The sequence below is a fragment of the Halobacillus sp. B23F22_1 genome (assembly GCF_043497005.1).
In the GTDB taxonomy this organism is placed as follows: Bacteria; Bacillota; Bacilli; order Bacillales; family Halobacillaceae; genus Halobacillus_A.
Map to the genome: position 1 here is coordinate 655,086 of NZ_JBIEKE010000002.1, position 23,256 is coordinate 678,341.

At 39.6% G+C, this 23,256-nt stretch carries 27 protein-coding genes; all 27 read right to left on the reverse strand.

The window, feature by feature from the left end; translation table 11 throughout:
• Positions 1-10 precede the first annotated feature (10 nt).
• Positions 11-1,156, reverse strand: coding sequence for a 1-deoxy-D-xylulose-5-phosphate reductoisomerase (dxr, locus tag ACGTNH_RS11115; RefSeq protein ID WP_394586858.1), 1,146 nt, complete (start codon positions 1,154-1,156; stop codon positions 11-13).
• A 44-nt stretch (positions 1,157-1,200) separates the two neighbouring features.
• Positions 1,201-1,992 carry a phosphatidate cytidylyltransferase gene (locus tag ACGTNH_RS11120; RefSeq protein ID WP_394586860.1) on the reverse strand — a complete coding sequence of 264 codons (792 nt, stop codon included), beginning with the start codon at positions 1,990-1,992 and terminating at the stop codon, positions 1,201-1,203.
• A 14-nt stretch (positions 1,993-2,006) separates the two neighbouring features.
• The gene (gene uppS, locus ACGTNH_RS11125; protein WP_394586861.1) at positions 2,007-2,774 is read right to left on the reverse strand and encodes an undecaprenyl pyrophosphate synthase; all 768 of its coding nucleotides are present in this window, start codon (positions 2,772-2,774) and stop codon (positions 2,007-2,009) included.
• Positions 2,775-3,027: 253 nt separating this feature from the next.
• Positions 3,028-3,585, reverse strand: coding sequence for a ribosome recycling factor (frr, locus tag ACGTNH_RS11130; RefSeq protein WP_394586863.1), 558 nt, complete (start codon positions 3,583-3,585; stop codon positions 3,028-3,030).
• A gap of 2 nt (positions 3,586-3,587) precedes the next feature.
• Entirely contained in the window at positions 3,588-4,310 is a 723-nt protein-coding gene (gene pyrH / locus ACGTNH_RS11135) for a UMP kinase (RefSeq protein ID WP_394586865.1), read from the reverse strand.
• Positions 4,311-4,423: 113 nt separating this feature from the next.
• Positions 4,424-5,308, reverse strand: a complete 885-nt coding sequence (gene tsf / locus ACGTNH_RS11140; RefSeq protein ID WP_394586866.1) for a translation elongation factor Ts — start codon at positions 5,306-5,308, stop codon at positions 4,424-4,426.
• 78 nt (positions 5,309-5,386) lie between these two features.
• Entirely contained in the window at positions 5,387-6,127 is a 741-nt protein-coding gene (gene rpsB / locus ACGTNH_RS11145; RefSeq protein WP_394586868.1) for a 30S ribosomal protein S2, read from the reverse strand.
• 160 nt (positions 6,128-6,287) lie between these two features.
• A complete protein-coding gene (locus tag ACGTNH_RS11150; RefSeq protein ID WP_394586869.1) occupies positions 6,288-6,710 on the reverse strand; it encodes a DUF6115 domain-containing protein in 423 nt (140 codons plus the stop codon).
• Positions 6,711-6,867: 157 nt separating this feature from the next.
• On the reverse strand, positions 6,868-7,638 hold the full coding sequence (locus tag ACGTNH_RS11155; protein WP_394586870.1) for a FliA/WhiG family RNA polymerase sigma factor: 771 nt from the start codon (positions 7,636-7,638) through the stop codon (positions 6,868-6,870).
• A gap of 202 nt (positions 7,639-7,840) precedes the next feature.
• Positions 7,841-8,341, reverse strand: a complete 501-nt coding sequence (locus tag ACGTNH_RS11160; RefSeq protein WP_394586872.1) for a chemotaxis protein CheD — start codon at positions 8,339-8,341, stop codon at positions 7,841-7,843.
• The gene (locus ACGTNH_RS11165; RefSeq protein ID WP_394586874.1) at positions 8,331-8,972 is read right to left on the reverse strand and encodes a chemotaxis protein CheC; all 642 of its coding nucleotides are present in this window, start codon (positions 8,970-8,972) and stop codon (positions 8,331-8,333) included. Before ACGTNH_RS11165 ends, ACGTNH_RS11160 begins: the two co-directional genes overlap by 11 nt.
• Positions 8,962-9,423, reverse strand: a complete 462-nt coding sequence (locus tag ACGTNH_RS11170; RefSeq protein WP_394586875.1) for a chemotaxis protein CheW — start codon at positions 9,421-9,423, stop codon at positions 8,962-8,964. The genes ACGTNH_RS11165 and ACGTNH_RS11170 overlap by 11 nt, the downstream gene beginning before the upstream one ends.
• A gap of 16 nt (positions 9,424-9,439) precedes the next feature.
• Positions 9,440-11,434 carry a chemotaxis protein CheW gene (locus ACGTNH_RS11175; RefSeq protein WP_394586877.1) on the reverse strand — a complete coding sequence of 665 codons (1,995 nt, stop codon included), beginning with the start codon at positions 11,432-11,434 and terminating at the stop codon, positions 9,440-9,442.
• Between the two features lie 15 nt (positions 11,435-11,449).
• Positions 11,450-12,496: a protein-glutamate methylesterase/protein-glutamine glutaminase gene (locus ACGTNH_RS11180; protein WP_394586878.1), complete on the reverse strand. Its 1,047-nt coding sequence runs from the start codon at positions 12,494-12,496 to the stop codon at positions 11,450-11,452.
• Positions 12,497-12,502: 6 nt separating this feature from the next.
• Entirely contained in the window at positions 12,503-13,363 is an 861-nt protein-coding gene (locus ACGTNH_RS11185; RefSeq protein ID WP_394586879.1) for a MinD/ParA family protein, read from the reverse strand.
• Positions 13,356-14,468, reverse strand: coding sequence for a flagellar biosynthesis GTPase FlhF (gene flhF / locus ACGTNH_RS11190; RefSeq protein WP_394586881.1), 1,113 nt, complete (start codon positions 14,466-14,468; stop codon positions 13,356-13,358). The genes ACGTNH_RS11185 and flhF overlap by 8 nt, the downstream gene beginning before the upstream one ends.
• The gene (gene flhA, locus ACGTNH_RS11195) at positions 14,465-16,498 is read right to left on the reverse strand and encodes a flagellar biosynthesis protein FlhA (protein ID WP_394586883.1); all 2,034 of its coding nucleotides are present in this window, start codon (positions 16,496-16,498) and stop codon (positions 14,465-14,467) included. Before flhA ends, flhF begins: the two co-directional genes overlap by 4 nt.
• A gap of 18 nt (positions 16,499-16,516) precedes the next feature.
• Positions 16,517-17,602 carry a flagellar biosynthesis protein FlhB gene (flhB, locus tag ACGTNH_RS11200; RefSeq protein WP_394586884.1) on the reverse strand — a complete coding sequence of 362 codons (1,086 nt, stop codon included), beginning with the start codon at positions 17,600-17,602 and terminating at the stop codon, positions 16,517-16,519.
• 3 nt (positions 17,603-17,605) lie between these two features.
• Positions 17,606-18,385 carry a flagellar biosynthetic protein FliR gene (gene fliR, locus ACGTNH_RS11205; RefSeq protein ID WP_394586886.1) on the reverse strand — a complete coding sequence of 260 codons (780 nt, stop codon included), beginning with the start codon at positions 18,383-18,385 and terminating at the stop codon, positions 17,606-17,608.
• A 1-nt stretch (position 18,386) separates the two neighbouring features.
• On the reverse strand, positions 18,387-18,656 hold the full coding sequence (gene fliQ, locus ACGTNH_RS11210; RefSeq protein WP_394586887.1) for a flagellar biosynthesis protein FliQ: 270 nt from the start codon (positions 18,654-18,656) through the stop codon (positions 18,387-18,389).
• Between the two features lie 21 nt (positions 18,657-18,677).
• Positions 18,678-19,343 (reverse strand): flagellar type III secretion system pore protein FliP, encoded by a 666-nt coding sequence (gene fliP / locus ACGTNH_RS11215; RefSeq protein WP_394586889.1) that lies wholly within the window; start codon positions 19,341-19,343, stop codon positions 18,678-18,680.
• Positions 19,340-19,993 (reverse strand): flagellar biosynthetic protein FliO, encoded by a 654-nt coding sequence (locus tag ACGTNH_RS11220; RefSeq protein WP_394586890.1) that lies wholly within the window; start codon positions 19,991-19,993, stop codon positions 19,340-19,342. The genes fliP and ACGTNH_RS11220 overlap by 4 nt, the downstream gene beginning before the upstream one ends.
• A 23-nt stretch (positions 19,994-20,016) precedes the next feature.
• Positions 20,017-20,379: a response regulator gene (locus tag ACGTNH_RS11225; RefSeq protein WP_394586891.1), complete on the reverse strand. Its 363-nt coding sequence runs from the start codon at positions 20,377-20,379 to the stop codon at positions 20,017-20,019.
• Between the two features lie 21 nt (positions 20,380-20,400).
• A complete protein-coding gene (gene fliY / locus ACGTNH_RS11230; RefSeq protein WP_394586893.1) occupies positions 20,401-21,567 on the reverse strand; it encodes a flagellar motor switch phosphatase FliY in 1,167 nt (388 codons plus the stop codon).
• Positions 21,557-22,558: a flagellar motor switch protein FliM gene (fliM, locus tag ACGTNH_RS11235; RefSeq protein WP_394586894.1), complete on the reverse strand. Its 1,002-nt coding sequence runs from the start codon at positions 22,556-22,558 to the stop codon at positions 21,557-21,559. Before fliM ends, fliY begins: the two co-directional genes overlap by 11 nt.
• Positions 22,559-22,595: 37 nt before the next feature.
• Positions 22,596-23,015 (reverse strand): flagellar basal body-associated protein FliL, encoded by a 420-nt coding sequence (fliL, locus tag ACGTNH_RS11240; protein WP_394586896.1) that lies wholly within the window; start codon positions 23,013-23,015, stop codon positions 22,596-22,598.
• Positions 23,012-23,227: a flagellar FlbD family protein gene (locus tag ACGTNH_RS11245; RefSeq protein ID WP_394586898.1), complete on the reverse strand. Its 216-nt coding sequence runs from the start codon at positions 23,225-23,227 to the stop codon at positions 23,012-23,014. Before ACGTNH_RS11245 ends, fliL begins: the two co-directional genes overlap by 4 nt.
• Positions 23,228-23,256: the final 29 nt, after the last annotated feature.

The window sequence follows — 23,256 nt, forward strand, 5'->3', positions numbered from 1 at the left end:
CACCTTCCTTTTATTTTAAATGGCTACGGACACTTTCCCTAGTAGTCTTGTCTATAGATAGTATGGTTGATAAGTCAGGGGTATGAATAACTTGGTGGTTCGTGAGTTCTTTTTCAATTAGCTGCTCAATTTCAAGAAATAAAATGTCATTATTTAAAAACAGTTGGACGGCTTCTTCATTTGCCGCATTTAAAACTGTCGTCATCGAACCAGCTGTACGCCCTGCTTCGTATGCCATTCGTAAACATGGAAACCTATCCATGTCCATTTTCTCAAAGTGTAGTGTGGCTATTTCCTCCAGGTCGAGTTGTTTAGTCAACGGCAAGTCTAAACGATCCGGGTAAGTGAGTGCGTATTGGATAGGTACTTTCATATCTGCGGTACCAAGTTGGGCCATCACACTGCGATCTACAAATTCTACCATCGAATGAATGACACTTTCTCTATGAAGAATAACATGGATTTTATCATAAGGCACATTAAACAGCCAGTGGGCTTCAATAACTTCCAACCCTTTGTTCATCATAGAAGCGGAATCAATCGTAATTTTAGCGCCCATGCTCCAGTTGGGATGGTTTAAAGCATCTTTTACTGTGACCCCGATTAATTCCTCGCGCTTTTTATCTCGAAAACTTCCGCCTGAAGCTGTAATGATTAATTTATGAATGTCCTTCGCATTCTCTCCATTTAAAGCCTGATAGATCGCGGAATGCTCACTGTCCACGGGTAGTAACTCCACGCCATGCTTATGAGCAGCTTCCATAACTAGATGACCTGCAGTTACAAGCGTTTCCTTGTTTGCAATGGCAATGGATTTTTTTGCCTCAATGGCTTTAAGAGTTGCTGGAAGACCAATACTGCCCATCACGGCGTTGACTACTACATCAACAGAATCGGCAACACTTGCCTCAATTAAACCTCCACTCCCACTTAAAATAGTAGAGTGGTCAATTTCGCGCTCTAGTTTGCGTTTAGCGTTCTCATCTTGAACAACTATAATCGCCGGGTTAAACTCCTGAATGAGGGGTACAGCTTCTTTAATATTTCTTCCAAAAGCCATCGCGTGTAAAGAAAATTCTTCTTTATGTGTTCTTAGTACATCGAGTGTCTGAAGTCCAATGGAGCCTGTTGCCCCTAATAATGCAATTTGCTTCATCCTCATTCCCCCTCATAACAACTTCTTTCTACATTTATTTTTCATCAGCTCGCGATAAATCCAATTAAGTGCAAGATCGGCAGCATGAAAATTAAGCTGTCGAATCGGTCGAGCACTCCTCCGTGTCCAGGTAAAATCTTACCGGAATCCTTAACTGCGTAATGGCGTTTAAACGCTGATTCTACTAAGTCTCCTACTTGACCAGCTACTGAGATTAGTACTGTAACGAGTAATACGACAATCATTGAAGAGTGCACAGGTTCGACAAGCTGATAAATAAAGGCTACGATGCACGCTAGCAGAATACCGCCTACAGATCCTTCAATCGTTTTCTTCGGACTAATTTGCGGCCATAGCTTCCTTTTTCCAAAAGCACGTCCAAATAAATAAGCTCCTGTATCAGTAGCCCAAACCACAAATAAAGCGTAAAAAATATATTCCAAGTCAGCAGCTCTCGTTTCGATCAAGTAATAAAAACCCATTCCCACATAAAAAGCAGAAATAATTAAAAAGCCTGCATCATCAAATGTAAAGCGATTTTTAACAAGGACTGTATAGCTTAACAGGGCTAAAACAGCTAGTAGAGTGATCTCTGCTTTCGTTATCGGGAGGCTATATCCTCCAAACATATCTTCTTTATACATTAAAGACCACATGAGCAATAACGTGATCCCAGAGGCAATTGAATATCTGGCTATTTTCTTCATCCGCATTAACTCAAAAATAGCAATACTTGCGATTAAATAGACAAACAGCTGAAACGGCAGACCACCTAAAATGACGATAGGTAAAAAAATGAGTACTGCAACGACTGCTGTAATTGTTCTTTGTTTCATTATATATTCACACCTTATATTCCGCCGTAACGACGCTTCCTATTTTGGTAATCATACAGAGCTTTTTCAAAATGGCTTTCGTCAAAGTCAGGCCAGAATACTTCTGTGAACCAAAACTCTGAGTATGCGAGCTGCCATAGTAAGAAATTACTCAGCCTTTGCTCTCCGCTCGTTCTAATCAGCAAATCCGGTTCTAACAATTTTGACGTATACAAGTGAGAGGTAAACATTTCTTCGGTTACATCCGAGGCCGAAACGAGACCTTTTTCCACATTTTCCGCAATTTCTTTAACGGCATGTACCATCTCGTAGCGACTTCCGTAATTTAATGCGAAGTTTAATATGAGGCCATCATTGTCCGAGGTTTTCTCAATTGCATCCTTTATTGCTTTTTGCGTATGAGCAGGCAGGAGGCTTACATCACCTATCGTTTGGACTTGAACGTTTCTTTCGATTAATTCAGGTAAGTATGTACCTAGAAAATCAACAGGAAGCTTCATTAGAAAGTCCACTTCGTTTTTTGGTCGTTTCCAGTTCTCTGTAGAAAACGCATATAATGTTAAGATTTGCACACCAAGATCAGAGGCATGACGTACGATTTTCTTAACGACCCCCATTCCCTCTTTGTGACCGGCTATGCGAGGCATTCCTCTATTTTTTGCCCATCGACCATTTCCATCCATTATGATCGCTACATGTTTTGGAATATGATCATAATCTAAACCAAGGGTTCTATTTATCGTTTCTTTTTTATTTTTTGAAAATGGAAACTTGATTGGCATGAATAATCCTCCAGTTCGGTGGCTCCATTATATTATTATATACTATTATCCTACAACATGCTCTCATTCTCTTAAAGAGGATTTAAGAAAAGCGAAAAGGATTCTATGAAGATAAAAATTATAGCTTTACTATTGCTTGGCAAAACAAAAGCCGCACTGCCATCCAGCAACAGTGCGGCTTTATAAACTTACGAAATATTGCGCATCAGACCGATGCCAGAGTAGAGGAGGCATACAGCCAAAATATTTGACCTTAAACTTCCATCATTTCTGCTTCTTTAGCTTTTGCTAATTTATCGATTTCAGCGATATTTTGGTCTGTTACTTTCTGAACATCATCTTGTGATGCACGAAGATCATCTTCCGTCAGCTCTCCGTCTTTTTGAAGTTTTTTCAGTTGATCATTCGCATCACGACGAATGTTACGTACTTGCACTTTTGCTTCTTCAGAATATTTTCCTACAACTTTCACTAAATCTTTACGGCGCTCTTCCGTTAGTGCCGGAATATTAATTCTTACGACATTTCCGTCGCTTGAAGGTGCTAATCCGAGATCTGCCTTTTGAATTGCTTTTTCGATTTCAGAAATTGCCGTTTTGTCATATGGAGTAATCACGAGTAAGCGTGGTTCTGGTGCTGATACTTGAGCCAGCTGGTTCAACGGTGTTGCTGCACCATAATAATCGACGTATACAGTATCTAATAAAGATGGGTTGGCTCTTCCCGCTCTTACAGTAGCTAATTGTCTAGAAAACGCCTGAACGGCTTGCTCCATTTGTTGTTTCGTTTCATTAATTACAGAGTCTGACATGACTATTTCCCCCTTACAATCGTTCCAATATTTTCGCCCATTACGGCTTTCTTAATGTTACCTTCTTCTGTAATAGAGAATACCAGTAAATCGATGTCGTTGTCCATACATAATGAAGATGCAGTTGAATCCATAACCCCAAGACCTTCGTTAAGAACTTCTAAATAAGATACTTTATCATACTTTTTCGCATCTTCATTTAATTTAGGGTCATCCGAATAAACGCCGTCCACATTATTTTTTGCCATTAAAATAACGTCCGCTTCAATTTCAGCTGCTCTTAAAGCAGCTGTTGTATCTGTAGAGAAGTAAGGGTTACCTGTACCGGCAGCAAAGATGACGACACGTTTCTTTTCTAAATGGCGGATCGCTTTTCTTCTAATATAAGGTTCAGCCACTTGTCTCATTTCAATAGAGGTCTGCACTCTTGTTGGTATACCGATATTCTCCAAGCTATCCTGTAAAGCCAGTGAGTTCATAACAGTTGCAAGCATTCCCATATAATCAGCGTTGGCACGATCCATTCCCATCTCACTGCCGACTTTACCGCGCCAAATATTGCCGCCTCCGACAACCACTGCCACTTCAACACCTAATTCAGCTACCTCTTTAACTTGTTTAGTGATCGACTTAATAACACGAGGCTCTATTCCGAACCCATTTTCCCCGCTGAGAGCTTCTCCACTCAGTTTTAATACAATACGTCGATAGCGCGCTGTAGTCATAGAAACCTCCATTTATTCCTGTTTAATCGTTTGCTACGTTTATATTTATATGTAGCTGCGTGAATCACTTTTTTAAAATAGGGAACACACCGTGTCCCCTATTGGTAAATCTATTATTTTTTAACTTGACTCATTACTTCATCAGCAAAATTTTCTTCACGTTTCTGCATGCCTTCTCCTACTTCAAAGCGTACAAATCCGTTTAGTTCCCCGCCGGCAGCTGAAACGTATTTCTTCACTTTTTGGTCAGGATCTTTAACAAAGTCTTGTTCCAGCAAGCAGATTTCTTGGAAGAATTTGTTCAAACGTCCTTCTACCATTTTCTCTACGATGTTTTCAGGCTTTCCTTCGTTTAGAGCCTGTGTCTTAAGCGTTTCACGCTCAGCGTTTACTTCTTCTTCAGGAATCTCTTCTCGAGATACATAACGAGGGTTAACTGCTGCTACGTGCATAGCTACGTCTTTCGCTACAGCTTCGTCCGTAGATCCTTCAAGTACTGTTAGAACACCAATACGTCCACCCATGTGAGTGTAAGCACCAAATGCATCATTATCTGTTTTCTCTTTAATGACGAAACGACGAAGAGAAATTTTTTCCCCAATTTTCGCAACGATGTCTGTAATGTAATCGTTAACCTTGTTTCCTTCCCCGTGAAGGTTTTGTTCTAGAGCTTCTTCAACTGTAGCTGGTTTTTGTTCTACAAGATGTTTGCCTAATTCTTTAAGAAGTGTCTGAAACTGGTCGTTCTTCGTTACGAAGTCTGTTTCACAGTTTACTTCTAGCAATGCAGCTGTATTACCTTCTACAGTGATATACGCAGCACCTTCAGCAGCGATGCGGTCTGCTTTCTTCTGAGCTTTAGAAATCCCTTTTTCACGTAACCATTCAAGTGCTTTATCCATATCTCCATCAGTCTCAGTTAATGCTTTTTTGCAGTCCATCATGCCTGCGCCAGTTTTTTCACGAAGTTCTTTTACCATTTTAGCGTTAATAGCCATTGTTATAGCCTCCTTAAATATTCTTGCTTTAAAAAAGGTGATAAAAGGTATACCCCCTTATCACCTCTTGAACATCAATTACTCTTCTACAGATTCTACTGCTTCAGCTTCTACTTCTTCAGCTACTTCAGTTTCTTCACCTTGTTTAGCTTCAAGAACAGCATCTGCCATTTTAGCTGTAAGCAATTTAACCGCACGAATTGCATCATCGTTAGCTGGGATCACATAGTCGATTTCATCTGGGTCACAGTTTGTATCAACAATTCCAACTACCGGAATATTAAGTTTGTGAGCTTCTGCAATAGCAATGCGCTCTTTACGAGGGTCAATGACAAACATTGCATCTGGAATAGAAGTCATCTCTTTAATTCCGCCTAAGAACTTAACTAGACGGTCTTTTTCTTTTAATAAGTCTACAACTTCTTTTTTAGGAAGCACATCAAAAGTACCATCTTCTTCCATACGCTCGATATCTTTTAAGCGGTTAATACGCTTACGGATTGTTTGGAAGTTCGTAAGCGTACCACCTAACCAGCGTTGGTTGATGTAGTACATGCCACAACGAACCGCTTCGTCACGAACAGTATCTTGTGCTTGTTTTTTCGTACCTACGAAAAGAATATTTCCGCCATCAGCGGCAACTTGACGTACGTAGTTGAATGCTTCATCTACCTTTTTAACCGTTTTTTGCAGGTCGATGATGTAAATTCCGTTACGCTCAGTGAAGATATACTTTTTCATCTTCGGGTTCCAGCGACGGGTTTGGTGTCCAAAATGAACACCAGCTTCTAAAAGCTGTTTCATAGAAATAACAGACATTTGTAAATCCTCCTATTGGTTTTTTAGTATCCTCCACCTTCATCATTTTTCGATCTCAACTCTATTCAATAGAGCAACCTGAGAAAGAAATTAAAAGGTGTGTGTATTGACACCGTCAGTAAATATACCATAAACGCCCAGTGCAATCAAGAGAGGACGACTATTTTTTTTGATGGAATTTAATTATTAACTCTGTCTCTGTTTTACCTATATTAAGCAGCTTTGCTATATTACCAGGGCTTTCTCCTTCTTTATAAAGATTAATTACTCTTGAATGGGAAGATGGTTCGTATTGATTGGTCTCTAGATTAGGTTCTGGAGGGAGATAAGATTCTTTCTTCAGCTCCCGGTTTTCTCTTTTAAAAGCAGTATGGTCAGGCCTTCTAAGATTTGTTTCTAACCGTTTATTCTCTTCTTTAATTTCTAATAGATAGGAAGAGAAAAGATCTTCAATTTCACGAGCTACTTCCTTTTGACGCAATTCTATTTCTTCTGTACGCTTCACCCTTGTAAATAGAGTGAAAAGAGCGAAAATAATAATTCCATTTATTATAAAACTAATCACTAATAAAAAATACACCATATCTTTTATCACCTACTAAAATCTGCTTACTTTCCTAAATAGAAATTCAACTGTCAGAACCTCAGCTCCATCTTGCCCTTATCCTTGAAGCAATGGGAAGGATCAACCTTACTTTTTAAGAAAGCTCATCCCTTTTATGTATTAGTTAGCATCTACCTTAACTAACTATATTCTCTAAAGATTGACGAAGTTTGAAAATGGCTTTTGCGTGAATTTGTGAAATCCTAGAAGTTGTCAATTCTAAAATTTCCCCAATTTCAGTAAGAGTAAGTTCTTTTGTATAAAATAAACTAACAACCAGTTGCTCTTTTTCATTTAATTGTTCAATTTGTTTGGCCAGCTCTTGGTAATTCTCCTTTTGGACGATTTGTTCTGTCGGAGACAAAGCAGCTTGATCTGGAATGGTGTACCCGATACCCTCTTTATGCTCCTCTTTCCCTTCTTTAGGTTTATCTTCCATAGAAAGTACGTTAGCAAATAAAGAATCCTTCGTTACTTCTTCCACTTCTAATCGGCTCATTCCAGTTTTCTGAGAAATTTCTTCTGAAGTAGGGGGTCTCTTATAAAACTGCTCTAGTTCTTCAGCGGCACTCTCGATTTTCTTTGATTTGTCTCTTACTGACCGAGGCAGCCAGTCTTCTTTACGTAACCCATCAATAATGGAGCCCCGTATACGAAACGAAGCGTAAGTATCAAATTTCAAATCACGACTAATGTCAAATTTCCTAAGCGCATCATATAAGCCAAGCAAGCCCAGGCTCCTTACATCTTCTTTACTTACACTTTTAGGCAAATGAGCTGAAATTCTTTGAACATGAAAGCTTACTAAGTAGTCGTAAGCTTGGACTAACTCATTAGCTGCCTCACTGCTTCCTTCATGAACCCATTGATCCCACAATTCTTTTTCTGCTGACACAGAGCTCCTCATCGTACCCCTCCTCATCCTGGACTTAATCTGACAATGACTATTAGCAACTGGAATAGGTTATAAATTTCGACTAATCAGGCGAATGTTCTTTAGTCTTCACATTCGAAGAATATTGTCTGTGTAGTTCCTTGAGTCTATATCATTTTTTCTATGGTAGTTCCCTAAAATAATTCAGCAGTAACAGAAATGCCTCCGTAGCCAATCATATTGTCTTCTCACCTTTATGAACCGTCCGGATCTTTAACAAACATGTAGACGTATCAAACTCTATCGTTCTTCCGCTTTTACCACCAACATCCTCTGCATCAATCCAAATGTTTAAGTCATTTAGCTTTTCTTTTACAGCTAGAATGTTCCGTGGACCAATCCTCATGAATTCACTCGTGGAGTTGAACTGAAACATTTGTGCACCGCCTGCGATTTTAGCCTTTATTCTATCAGGAAAGGCACCTTTCTTTATTAGTGCTTTGTACACTAGTTCAATGCCAGTATCAGCAAATTTTGCAGGGTTTTCATATTGATTTTTGGCTGACTTTGAACTAGGAAGCATAATGTGAACCATGCCTGCCATAGAATGCAGGGAATCAAATAATACAATACCAATACAGGATCCTAATCCAGAAGTTTTAAGAAGATCCGTCCCTGATGCCAATTTCATGTCTGCTATCCCTACTTTCACTAACGTACCTGCTTTACTTATCATGATAACCTCCCAATGAAGGGAACAATTTCTCATGAAAATCAGGATCAGGAAATAGAAAGAAATGTCCATTTATCTGCTCGTTGAGACGGCCTCTTGCTTCGAGTAACGTTTCAATGACAATCGCATTGTCTTTATATTTTGATCGCTCAATTAAGCCTGCACTTACGATAGCCCCCACCATATCCTTGACGACAATGGGCACAGATGGAATAAGGTTTAAATTAGTAAAATCAGCTAAGCTAGATAAATAGGATCCTGTGATAATATTCCCCAGCTCCTGCAGCGCAGACTCACGCAATTCACTTGAACAACGCTGGTAGTTACTTCCTAAGAGCTGTGCAACAAATATATGGGCTGGCTCCGGGTGCAGGATAAAAAACATGCTGCCCGTTACATCCCCTTCAATCCTTATACCAATTCCAACAGCTTCAGTTTCTGCTCCTCCTGCCAGAGTCATGACTTCATTAAACTCCAAAACTTGAACAGAAGGCACCCTCATATTAATTTTTCTACTTAGTAATGCAGAAAGTGATGAAGCTGCATGTCCTGCCCCAATGTTCCCAATTTCCTTAAGGGCATCTAATTGGTTATGTGAAAGTTCCCCATGGAAACCTACTTCCTCAGCTTTCAATTTCTTCAAGCTCTTTCATTTCATCCGTAGATAGAACTTTACTCAGATTGAGAAGAATGAATAATCGTTGCTCAACTTTTACTACGCCGCTTACGTAATCAACATCTAAGGTATCAATAACTTCCGGCGGAGGTTCAATCGCTTCGACATTATAATCCAACACGTCGTTTGCTGCATCTACGATTAAGCCTACGTCCATGTCATCAATGGCAGCAATTATGATCCTCGTACTGTCGTTGAATTCTGCTGTCCCTAAGTCGAATCTTTTTCTTAAGTCAATAATTGGCGTAACAACTCCACGCAGATTAATTACCCCTTCTACAAATGGAGCAGTACGCGGAACTCTAGTAATATGCATGACCCTTTCAATAGAGCCAACTTGGTGAACAGGAATCGCATATTCCTCTTCCCCCAGCTGAAAAACAATGACTTTTCTCGTTTGACTATTCATCTATAACACCCTCCTTTTATTTAATTAATGCATTAGAATCTAATATTAAAGCCACTTGACCATCCCCTAAAATGGTAGCTCCCGAAATTGCAAACACTCCTGATAAATAATCTCCTAACGATTTAAGGACGACTTCCTGCTGTCCAATAAATGAGTCAACGACGAGGCCTGCCAGCTTGTTCCCTTTCCTTACAATAACAACAGAGTAATTATCTCCCTCTTCTAATACTTCCGGTACATCTAATACATCCTTTAGGGATACCAGCGGCACAATGCTCCCCCTGAAATCAATCACTTCTTTATTATGAGCGCGGAGGATATTTTCTTTTTTTACAATGGCGGTTTCTATGATGGAAGATAGCGGCACTGCATATTTTTCTTCTTGAACTTCAACTAACATAACGGAAATGATGGAGAGAGTTAAAGGCAGCTGTATAGAGAAAATGCTTCCACTGCCTAAATGTGAATTTATCGTAATATTTCCGCCTAGAGATTCAATCGTATTTTTCACTACGTCTAAACCGACCCCCCGGCCTGAAACGTCAGATATAGTATCTGCAGTAGAAAAGCCACTCGCCATAATTAACTCAAAGACTTCTTGGTCAGATAGCTTTACAGCTTGTTCATGAGTCACGACTTTTTGACTCAATGCTTTTTGTAATACTTTTTCACGGTTAATTCCAGCGCCGTCGTCAGAGATGTCGATAAATACGTGATTACCACTATGGTAAGCTTTTAATTCAATGCATCCCCCAGCTGGCTTTCCATTTGCTTCACGTTCTTTTGGATCCTCGATCCCATGATCAATAGCATTTCGAATTAAATGAACAAGTGGGTCCCCGATTTCATCAATAACGGTTCGATCAAGTTCTGTATCCTCTCCTACTATTTGTAAATCAATATCTTTATGTAAGTCTCTGGATAGTTGGCGCACCATTCTCGGAAAGCGGTTAAACACTTGTTCGATTGGCACCATGCGCATATTTAAAATAATATTCTGCAAGTCTCCTGAAACGCGCGACATTCTCTCTACAGTCTCTTGTAGCTGAGAATGATGGAGTTCATTGGAAATTTGCTCTAAACGTCCACGGTCAATCACTAATTCTTCAAACAAGTTCATTAAAATATCTAAACGGTCAATATTTACTCGAATTGTTTTATTGGCGTGTTTCGCCGGGGAAGCTGTTTCTTTTTCACTCTTTTCATCGTTATTTTCTTGTTCTTCAGTCATAATTTTTACTTCTTTGTTAATTTCCTCAGCCTCCCGGTATTCTGAAATTTGTACAGCTTCTATTTCAGAAACATTCATGATTTTCGCTTCGATTTCACTTTGGCGGGCCTCTGTTACATAAAGAACTAGAAAGTCTGTATCAAACTCTTCATTTTCTAACGCTTCTACTGCAGGTGTAGATAGCACCACTTCTCCCATTTGTTCTAAGGCCTCAAACACCATATAAACTCTAGCAGCCTTCAACATACAATCGCTACGAAGTGAAACTTTGATTTTGTAATTTGATAGCCCTTGCTCTTGAGATTGTTCTAAGACGGTCCGAGTAAACTCGTCCACTTGAAGTTTTAAAGATGTTTCTGCTGGCGTGACCGATTGTTGTTTCTTTTGATTATCCAACACTTCTCCGAGTTCAATGGCTTGAAGAAGATCAACCACTTTAGTAACATCCCTTTCACCTGTTCCTCCTTGAGAAATGTCTAATACCATAGCTTCTAAGTCATCTACTGAATCAAAAACGACGTCCAGCATTTCAGCATCTACATAAATTTTTTCATTGCGCACGCTGTCTAGTACATTCTCCATTTTATGCGTTAAGTTTGCTAAATCTTGATAGCCCATAGTCGCAGCCATCCCTTTAAGGGTATGAGCGGAACGGAAAATTTCCCCTACAATAGATAACTCTTGTGGTTTCTTTTCTAAATCTAACAATCGATCATTAATAGATTGCAAATGTTCGTTACTCTCATCAATGAATAGTTCTAAATATTGGTTTGTTTCCATCGACCTTCCTCCTACTTATAAATCCCTTATGCGCTCACTTATTTTATCGACCGGGATTACCTCGTCGGCAAGCTTTGATTTTATAACGGCTTTTGGCATCCCAAATACAATGGAAGTTTCTTCAGCTTCAGCAATCACATAGGTATCTGTGTTCCTTTTCTTCAATTGAATGAGCCCTTCGGTCCCGTCCGCTCCCATTCCCGTCATGATAATGGCTAACGTACTTATCTTTAGTTGAGATAAGGATTGAAATAAATAATTTACCGATGGACGATGACCCATGATAGGTTCGCTTCGCTTTAAATCAACTACCAGTTCATTATTTCTCAGCTCGATCCCTATGTGTTCATCCCCTGGAGCAATATAAGCGGTCCCGTTCTGCAATACTTCTCCATCTTCTGCTTCTTTAACAGTAATCCTTGAAAGCGCGTGCAGCCTCCTGGCAAGTGACTTGGTAAACCCTTTAGGCATATGCTGAACAACGACAATAGGCCAATTTAATCCTTCAGGAAGAGAAGCAAGCACCGTCTGCAAAGCACGTGGACCTCCTGTAGATGTACCAATAGCGACAATTTTGTTGGGAGTGTTAAATGCCTTGGTAGTTGTAAACTTAGCTTCAACACTCATTTGCTTGTGAACCATATGCCTTTCCTTGGGGAGTTTTGCTTTACTTGCTGTTAAAACTTTTCGCACAATGGAAGGCCCTATTTTATGAATATCTAAAGATATCGATCCAGAGGGCTTAGAAATAAAGTCCACTGCTCCTAGAGTCATTGCTTTTATCGTGCTGTCAGCACCTTCACTCGTCAGGCTGGAAACCATTACTACAGGGATCGGCTTTATTTTCATAAGGTTTACTAAAGCGGTTAATCCATCCATTTTAGGCATTTCAACATCCAGCGTAATGACATCAGGCTCAAGGTTGGAAGCTTTTTGCAAACCGTCTTCACCATTCCTGGCTGTACCGATCACCTGGATTCTTCGATCACGGTTTAAAATATCGCTCAGCATCTTTCTCATAAATGCTGAATCATCAACGATTAAAATTTTAATAGGTTCCATTCCAGCCTACCTTTCTTTTACAAAGCTTTTAAGCTTAGATAAAAAGGAAATTTTACGATTATGTGATGGAACACTTAAATAGTCTGCTGTAATCTCATGTACCGCTTTACTAGCTGAGCACCTTGGTTCCTTTATGACAAAAGGCACCTGCTCAAGAACACTACTCATTACTTTACGGTCATCGGGCATGCTGCCTAAGTGAGTAATTGTTTTGTCCATAAACTTCATCGCTGCATTTTTCAGTCTCTTAAATGCTTCATCAGCAGACGCTTGATTGAAAGTTCTGTTCGTTAATACGCTGATTGGAAGATCAGGTGCACAATTTTTTAAATGTTTAATTACAGCGTAAGCATCGGTTATAGAGGTCGGTTCCGGGGTTGTAACGACAAAAACTTCATCAGCTGAAGCCATAAAATGTAAGCTGTCCCGCGTCACTCCTGCACCCATATCAAACAGGATAAAATCATAGGAACCTGCCAACTCGTTAAATTGCTGGAAGAAATAATCCATTTCATAATGATTTAACGTAAAAATCTCTCGCAATCCAGACCCGCCTGATATATAAGAAAGCCCGCTTGGTCCTAACTCAACAATATCTTCTATCGTGCTGGTCGAATCATTGAATAAATCGATGAAGGACTTTGCAGGAGAAACACCTAACAGAATATCAATGTTCCCCATGCCGATATCAAAGTCTATAACAAGCACTTTCTTTCCATTCTGAATTAATTTTAAAGCAAAATTAATCGTAAAGTTGGATTTCCCAACCCCGCCTTTACCGCTTGCAACAGCTATCGTTTTTGCTTCTGCTTCGTGTTGCGAAAGGTTTTTTAAGCGGTTTCTAAGATTTTCGGCCTGATCACTCATTTGAATAGTCTCCCATAATCGTGTCGACTAGTTTAGTAGGATTCGTATGCTCAATATCATCTGGTACATCCTGGCCGAATGTGATATAAGCAATACCTATTTGATGAAGGATAGAGAGGCTCAGAGCTCCCCCGATTTTCGATGTTTCATCTTTCTTTGTAAAAATCAGTTTGTTAATGGGTACTTGGTTTAGACTATCGAAAATTTCTTTCATATCAGCATATTTTGAAGTAAGTGAGAGAACCAGATAAGTTTCTGTATCCTCATTAAACTCGATCATTTTAGTCAATTCACTTACATAGAAAGGATCTTTAAAGTTACGACCTGCTGTATCGATAAATACAAGGTCATAGGCTTTTAATCTTTCCCTCGCTTTTCTGTAATCTTCAATCGTATATGCGACTTCAAGCGGAACATCTAATAGTTTGGCATATGTTTTTAATTGATCCACTGCAGCCATTCGATACGTATCGGTTGTAATAAAAGCTACACTTTCGTTGCGGTTTAATACGGCATCTGATGCTAATTTAGCTATTGTCGTCGTTTTCCCAACACCTGTGGGGCCGACGAGGTGAATATATTTTTTCGTAAAACCCTGCTTTCCTAAAGCTGCAGGAGGCAAAGCCTGACAGATATCATTTTTCACCAGATCTTTTAATTGGTTTTCGTTGAGCTCTTCCTCATAACTACTAAGAACTATCGATTGAATACGTTCATTGACAAATGATTGCTCAAGCTCTTGTTCCTTTAAGTAATCGGCGATCTTCTGTAGCGAGGTTTGCTTTTCCCCATGAGAGGCCTGCTGCTGGACTAAAGTTTTTAACTGCTTTAACTCTTTCATTACTTCGTTATTATCTAAAGAGGGATCAGCTGAACGGTGCACAGCGGGAGCTGACTTCTGTGTTTGCCTTGTACTCCTATTTTCACTTTCGTCGGAGGGATCTATCGCAGCAATCACTTCGACCTGCGGCTTTTTAAACATTCCTAAAAAGCCGCCGACTTTAATTTCTTTAGAATTAAGAATAACAGCATCTGTTCCCAGATTCTTTTTTACTTTGTTCATTACTTCCGGCATCGATGGAGCTTGAAACTTTTTTACCTTCATGCCACGTTCACCACCCCTACACTTTCTACTTCTGCATTAGGATCAAGCTCGTTATAAGAAAGAACTACTACTTGAGGGAAATAGCGTTCCAGCAGCTGCTTCATGTACATTCGAATAGCTGGTGAGCAGAGGATAATAGCATGTTCCTCTTGCAGCAAAACTTGATCCACCTGCTCAGTTACTGCTTTAATTACTGTTTGTTGAATATCCGGGTCAAGAGCAAGAAAATTTCCGTGTTCAGTTTGTTGAATGTGATCAGCCAATATTTTTTCTACTTTTCCTGAAACCGTAATAACTTTCAGATTTTGATTCTCTTTTTGATACTGATTCGTTATTTGAGTCGCCAATGCTTGTCTTGCATACTCAGCCAGTAAATCGGTATCATTTGTCATTGAGCCAAAATCAGCTAGTGTTTCGAATATAACCGGCAAGTTTTTAACCGACACGTTTTCTTTTAGTAATTTGGCCAACACCTTTTGAACGTCGCCTACAGATAAAGGTTCAGGCGTTACTTCATCCACAAGAATTGGATAGGATTCTTTTAAGTGCTCTATCAATTGTTGTGTTTCCTGACGCCCCAGCAATTGGTGAGCATGTTTCTTAATGACTTCAGTAATATGTGTGGAGACTACAGAAGGAGGATCAACTACAGTATATCCGGACAGTTCGGCTTCGTCTTTTAAGTCTTCCGTAATCCATTTAGCAGGCAGCCCAAAAGCTGGCTCAGTCGTTTCGATGCCCTCGATCTCATCGTCATCCATTCCGGGACTCATCGAAAGGTAATGGTCTAGAAGAAGTTCTCCTTTAGCTGCTTCATTGCCTTTAATTTTTAATCGATAATCATTTGGCCCCAGTTGTATATTGTCTCTGATTCTAACGACGGGGATGACGATTCCTAATTCAATCGCAAGCTGTCTGCGAATCATAACAATACGATCCAGTAAATCTCCACCTTGATTTGTATCTGCGATAGGAATAAGAGCATAGCCGAATTCAAATTCAACAGGATCCATGCTGATTAAGTTAACGACATTTTCCGGTGCTTTCATTTGATCACTTTCCGTCTCATCTGCTTCTTCCGGTTCTTCGAGTTCTAATTCTTCATCTACCCTCGAGAGCCAATACCCACCGAATATTAGAATTGAAGCAATTAATGTCGTTAGAAAAAAAGGAATTGGTGTTAACCCGAGAAGGAAAATCGTTGCCCCGGCAATGTATAATAATTTGGGAAACTTCAAAAGCTGACTCGTAACATCAGATCCCAGGTTTCCTTGAGAAGCTACTCTTGTTACTACTATCCCTGTGGCTGTAGAAATTAACAGCGCAGGAATTTGACTCACTAAACCATCTCCAACCGTAAGCCTCATATATGTATCAATCGCTTCATTAAATGACATGCCCATCTGAGCCATCCCAATGATCAGTCCAAAAATAATGTTCATAATCACGATGATGATGCCTGCAATCGCATCACCTTTTACAAATTTACTTGCCCCATCCATCGCTCCGTAGAAGTCAGCTTCATTTTCAATTTTTTCTCTTCGCTCTTTTGCTTGATGTTCATTAATCATTCCTGCATTTAAGTCAGCGTCAATACTCATTTGCTTTCCTGGCATTGCATCAAGTGTAAAACGAGCTGCTACTTCGGATACTCTCTCAGCCCCTTTAGTAATCACTAAAAATTGGATAATTACTAATATAATAAAAACAACAAAACCGACTAAAGGGTTGCCTCCAATAACGAAGGTTCCAAATGTTTCAACTACTCCACCTGCATCTGCTTCGGATAAAATTGAACGAGTCGTAGAAACATTTAATCCGAGTCGAAAGAGAGTGAGTAACAAAAGCAAAGTAGGAAAAACAGCAAATTGCAAAGCTTCTTCCATATTCATCGACACTAAAATAACGATCAGAGCGAGCGTAATATTGATTAAAATTAAAAAACTAAGAAGCCACCCTGGCAGTGGTATAACGAGCATGATTATGATTAGAATTACACCAATTAATACTGATAAATCTCTTGCTGACATCGGGGTCACTCCTTAGTACTACACTTTTTTCTCTAATCGATAAACGTAAGCTAATATTTCTGCAACTGCTTTAAAAAATTGTTCATCGATGGGTTGATCAATTTCCGCTTCCTGGTACATGGCTCTAGCCAGTGGCCGATTTTCTACCGCAACCACCTCATGAGCTTTAGCAATTTCTTTTATTTTTTGTGCTACAAAGTCTACGCCTTTAGCTACAACAATCGGTGCATCAGATATTTCTTCATTATACTTAATGGCTATAGCATAGTGAGTTGGATTCGTAATAATGACGTCCGCCTCAGGTACCTCACTCATCATACGAGCAGCAGACATCTGCCGCTGTTTTTCCTTGATTTTCGATTTTATGAGCGGGTCACCCTCAATATTTTTATGTTCATCTTTTACATCTTTTTTAGACATACGTATATTCTTTTCGTGATCATACCGTTGATAGGTATAATCCATTATTGAAAGTAAAAGTAACGCCAGGCCGGAAGCAAGCCCCATAATAATCGTGATCTCTCCAAAGAACAGAAGTGCGTCTTCTACAGATTTTTGCGACATGAGCATCATTTGGTCTTTATTCAACCAAATGATCGTGAATGTAATCACTCCAATAAGTGAGATTTTAAGTAAAGATTTGACAAGTTCTACGAGAGCACGGGCAGAAAAAATACGTTTAGCGCCTTTGATTGGATCAACTTTCTTTAAATCAAATTTTAACGGTTCAGCCGTAAACAGGATGCCCACTTGCACAAGATTTGACGTGATTCCCGCAAGAATAGCGATACCCATAATAGGAGCAATCACTTTTGCCATCTCTATAGTGATTTCACGAAAGATAGTGGCTGCCGTATCGATTGTTAAATCCCAATTCATATATTCTTGAAAAGTCTGCTCATACATCCCTGTCATTGTATTTTTCATATAATCGCCCAGCAAGAACAATCCGCCAAACACTAAAAGCAAAAGGAAGCCTGTATTGACATCTTGACTTTTGGCAACCTGACCTTTTTTTCTAGTATCATCTCTTTTTTTCGGTGTCGCTTTTTCCGTTTTCTCATCTGCCGCAAAATATTGCAGGTTTAGTCTTATTAAACGCACGGCTTACTCTCCCCCATACAGCTGCATCAGCCCTTGCATTGTCTCAAGCATCGTTCCAAATAGGTTTTGAATTAACATAATATAGAAAGTCATCGCAATCACGAGGACAAGTAAGGCTACGAAAATCTTTAAAGGAAGCCCAACGACAAATACATTAAGCTGCGGTACTGTTCTCGCAATAATCCCAAGTGCTACATCAACTAGAAATAAACATCCTACAATTGGAACAGCCATTAAGAAAGCTATGACAAACATCTGGTTAAATGCTTCGATTATGTATAATATCCAATTCTCATTTTGCAGGGGAATCAATTGATCTATAGCAATTAATTCATAGCTGTAAAATACACCATCAATCATTAAATGATGGCCATTCACGGCTAAGATAAACAATAGCGTAATCGTATACATGTATTGACCAATCAAAGGACTTTGTACTCCTGTCTGCGGATCTATCACATTTGCTATCGCAAAACCCATTTGGAAATCAATAAATCCACCTGCTATTTGAATAGCGGCTAATATGATATAAGCAAGTAAACCTACGGATAATCCTATGGCCGCTTCTTTAAAAAGTAAGATAAAGTAAGAAGCGTCTATCGTTAAGTCAGGTACATCAATTGTGAAATACATTAGAGCGGCTAAAAATAAACTAAACCCGACTTTATGCTGAGCTGGTAAATTTCGATAAGAAAATATAGGCAGCGTAACAAAAAATGATGTAATTCTTACAAATATTAATAAGAAAGCTGGCAGGTTTATCGCACTTATATACTCAAGCATGTTATCCCACCAGCATATTCAAGTTTTCAAATACGCGTACGGTGAAGTCCACCATAGTCGTCAGCATCCACGATCCAAAAAAAACCATTCCTACTAATACGGCTACTATTTTCGGAATAAAGGCAAGCGTCTGTTCTTGAATTTGTGTCGTTGCCTGAAAAATACTTACCAATAAGCCGACTGCCAGGGCTAAAATTAATAAAGGGCCAGACACGAGTAATACTGTATATATGCCTTCCTTTGCGAACGAAAGGACCATTTCACTTGTCATATTTACTACCCTCCATTAATTTTAAAATCCTTCTAATAATGATTTGGAAATCAGGTACCACCCGTCTACAAGAACAAAAAGCAAGATTTTGAATGGTAAAGAAATCATGACTGGTGGAAGCATCATCATTCCCATCGACATAAGTACACTTGCTACAGCCATATCAATTACAAGAAAAGGTACAAATATCATAAAACCCATTTGAAACGCTGTTTTCAATTCACTTATGGCAAAAGCAGGAACGAGCGTAGTTAAAGGAATATCCTGTATTGTTTCGGGTTCTTCCATTTGGGAGTACCCCATAAATAACTCTAAATCTTTTTGTCTCGTATGCTTTGCCATAAACTCCTTCATGGGAACACTAGCTTCTTCATACGCTTCATCTAATGTAATTTCTTCATTAAATAACGGCGTTAGTGCCTGGTCATTCACCTCTTGAAACGTGGGTGCCATAATAAAGAAGGTTAGAAACAGCGCAATGCCGACCAACACTTGATTCGGAGGCATTTGCTGAGTGGCTAAAGATGTTCGAACGAATGATAATACAATGAGTATTCTCGTAAAGCTGGTCATCAAAATTAAAATCCCCGGCGCAAGAGATAACACAGTGAGCAGCAGAAGCAGCCTCACAGAAGTTGCCACATTTTCCGGGTCTGATCCGGAGAAGATGTCCACGAATTCACTCAAGACGAATCATCCTCTCTTTTCGAAAAGGAGCGCCTTTTCTTTTTCATTTCCTCTAGTTGAGTCTGGAACAATTTTTGAAATTGAACCGTCGAAGATTGATTGTATGTAGACTCAGAGTTTCTTTTCCTGCTAAGCTGTTTTAATTGGTTGACACCTTTATTCATGAAATCAACTTCTTCTTGGCTGCTCAGGCTGTCAATCGTCTTTTCATCTGTAATTTCTGTTATAAGATCTATAGAGTCCCCGACACCTACGACGAAATATTTTTCACCTATTCTAACAGCTTGTAATGAACGATTAGGAGCTAATGTAATTCCACCTAATGTTTCCATCGTCCGATTCTTTTGAAATACTCTACTTCGTTTATTAAAAAACTTAAGCAATCCATATATTAGGGCTAATACAACAAACAAAGCGAAAATTAACTTCAGGATATTCCATAAGAGGGAAGGTGACTCCTCTGAATCAGCAGTAGACTCATCCGAAGTTCCTTCACCTTCTCCCGGGCTGCTAATAGATCCACACCCTTCCATGTCTGGATTCTCAGTACATTCTGAAACGGACGGAGCTGCTAAAGATGGTGAACTAAAGGAAACTACAAATATACTTAAAAGTAGTGCAGTGATTACCGCAACAAACGTACGTTTCATGAGGTTCATCCTATCCTTACAGATTAATTGAGCGCTTTTTGAATCGCTTCGATCACTCGATCAGCTTGAAAAGGCTTAACAATAAAGTCCTTTGCACCTGCTTGAATGGCGTCGACGACCATTGCCTGCTGCCCCATGGCCGAACACATAATAATTTTCGCTTCTGGGTACTGCGCTTTAATTTCTTTTAAAGCCGTAATGCCATCCATTTCGGGCATTGTAATATCCATCGTCACTAGATCAGGCTGATGCTCTTTATAAAGTTCTACCGCTTTCTGGCCATCTTCAGCTTCTCCTGCAATCTCATACCCATTTTTAGTTAAAATATCTTTCACCATCATTCTCATAAATGCTGCATCATCTACAATTAATATACTTTCTGACATTGTCATTTCCTCCTACATATATTATTTTAATTTTTTTAATCGATCTTTAGGGCTTAGTATATCTGTCACCCTTACACCAAAGTTTTCATCGATAACGACGACTTCACCTTTAGCCATTAGTTTGTCATTAACGTGAATGTCTACCGGCTCTCCCGCTAGTTTATCCAGTTCAACAACAGAACCTGAAGAAAGCTCTAATATCTCTTTAATCGTTCGTTTCGTCCGTCCCAGCTCGACGGTTACTTTTAATGGAATGTCCATTAACATGTCCAGGTTTCTCTGCTCGGTATCATTTAACTGCACATGCTCGAAATTAGAAAACTGTGCAGACTGCACTGTAGAATTATTTAAATGCTGTCCGCCGGTTCCACCCAGTAATTGCGGGTCTTTTGATTCGACGGGAGGCTTTTCTTCTGTTGCCTGCTGCTGTTGCGGTGCAGCCTCAGGCTTATGCTCTGCCGCTTCTTTAACTGGTTCCTGGCCAGCTTCTTCCTCAGGAGGATCAAGAAGTTCGTCTACTAAACCTTTAGCAAATTCGACCGGCAGAAGCTGCATAATGTTTGAATCAATCAAGGTTCCGACTTTCAATGCAAAAGATACTTTGATAAGAACTTCATCATTAGGTATTTTCTCTGTACCTTTGTTCTCTTCTAAATCCAATACCGTAATAGCAGGTGGTGAAATATCTACTTTTTTCTTAAATACGGTTGACATGCTTGTAGCTGCTGATCCCATCATTTGATTCATCGCTTCCTGGACAGCACTTAAATGTATTTCATTCAACTCTTCAGAAGGTGCTGTTCCGTCGCCGCCTAACATTAAATCAGCAATAATCGCAGCATCCGGGTTTTTAATGACCAGCATATTCTCTCCAGAAAATCCATCGGTATAGTTCACGTTTATAGCTACATGGGGCTTAGGAAACTCATCGCTTAACTCAGATCGCCTTATTGTTGAAATCGCTGGCGTTGTAATCTCAACCTTCTGATTAAGTAAAGACGACAGGGCAGTAGCTGAACTGCCAAACGAAATATTCCCAATTTCGCCCAGCGCATCTTCTTCCAAACCCGAAATGTATTCTTCTACATTCTTTCGTTGAGAGGACCTGCCGTCTCCCTCACTCTCATCTGTACTGCCATTTAGTAATGCATCAATTTCATCTTGTGACAGCATGTCATCACTCATCATACTCGGCACCCCCCTGGTACTCGTTTAATACTTGAACGGCCAGCTTATTTTTTAATTTACCTGGCTGAACATAAAATTTTTCTTCCTCATCAATTCTTAGTTTCATAGGATGATCAATCGACTGATCGAGACGAATGACATCATTCTGATCTAACTTCAAAAATTCTTCGATTGAGAGATCCGACTCCCCTAATATGGCCCGTACATCTACTTCAGCCTGCTTTACTGTTTTGGATAAGGCTTCGAGTTCCAACGGGTTACTCTCTTTAGGCTGCTGGTTCTGCATCCAATAATGAACAGACAACTTTGGAATAATTGGTTCTAATACCACATGAGGAATACAAATATTAATCATACCGCTCGCTTCCCCAATAGATGTATTTAATGAAACAACTACGACTGTTTCATTCGGAGATACCATTTGAAGAAACTGCGGATTAACCTCTAACTCTTCTAACACAGGATCTATATCAATAATGGAACCCCAAGCCTCTTGATAGTTTTCTAAAGAATTCTCAAAAAGCTGTGTCATAATCGTCGTTTCAATCTCTGTTAAGTTCTCCACCTTGTTCACGCTGCTTCCTTTTCCACCTAATACTCGATCAAGCATGGCGTAAGCGATATTCGGGTTGGTTTCGAGAAGAATCCGACCATCGAGCGGGGGAACACTGAAAATATTTAGGATCGTCATAGTCGGTATTGACCGGATAAACTCTTCATAAGGAAGCTGATCAACTGAAGCAACACTAATATTGACATACGTTCTAAGGTGTCCTGAGAAATAAGTGGTTAATAAACGTGCAAAATTTTCATGAATTCTTGATAAACTTCTAATTTGATCCTTTGAAAACCGCAGAGCTCTTTTAAAATCGTAGACTCTTACTTTCTTCTCATGATCCTCGGCTTTTAGCTCATCCGCGTCCATTTCTCCTGTCGATAGAGCGGAAAGCAATGAATCTATTTCTGATTGCGAAAGTACTTCCTCTGCCAAAAAACTCACCTCCACCTGTCCATAACCTTCCACAATTCTATTGAAGGACTTTATCTACGGTATATACTTCTGTCACTTGCCCGTCATTCATGAGTTCATTAAGCTTCAGCTTTAACTCTTCTTCTAAGGCCGTCAGGTCAGCTGTAAAGTCTTCTTCTTCCATCGTGGCCAGTTCTTTAATGAGTATATTCTGCATTTGAAAATCGCGTTTTTCCAATTCATGTAACGCATCTTCCCCATCTGTGACGATTCGAAAGCTGATGCGCACGAAATCTCCGCCTTGAATATCAGTCGTGATATCTTCTGTAATTAATGAGGCTTCACGTATGTCATCAATGCTTCGCTCTCCATCAGCTTCAGTTTCAGATAAGTTTAATACAAAAACGAGGGCAACTACGCCGATAACGGTAATGGAGCCGAGTACAATAAGCATCGTTTTAAATACTTTATTTTTCATTCCTCTTCACCAGCCTTGTGCACGATTCTCACTAAACCAATTTCTCTGTAGAAGCGTTTCATGTTCTTTATGACTATAGCCTCAGACTCTTTAACGACAAAGCTTTTCCCTTGTGTTGTTGTAATCGTCGTGTCCGGGTTACATTGAATTTTTTCTATGTAGATCGGATTAAACCAAAAAGCATCACCGTTCAACCTCGTTAATGAAATCATTTGAGTGTGGAGGGGCTCGTTATTAGAGC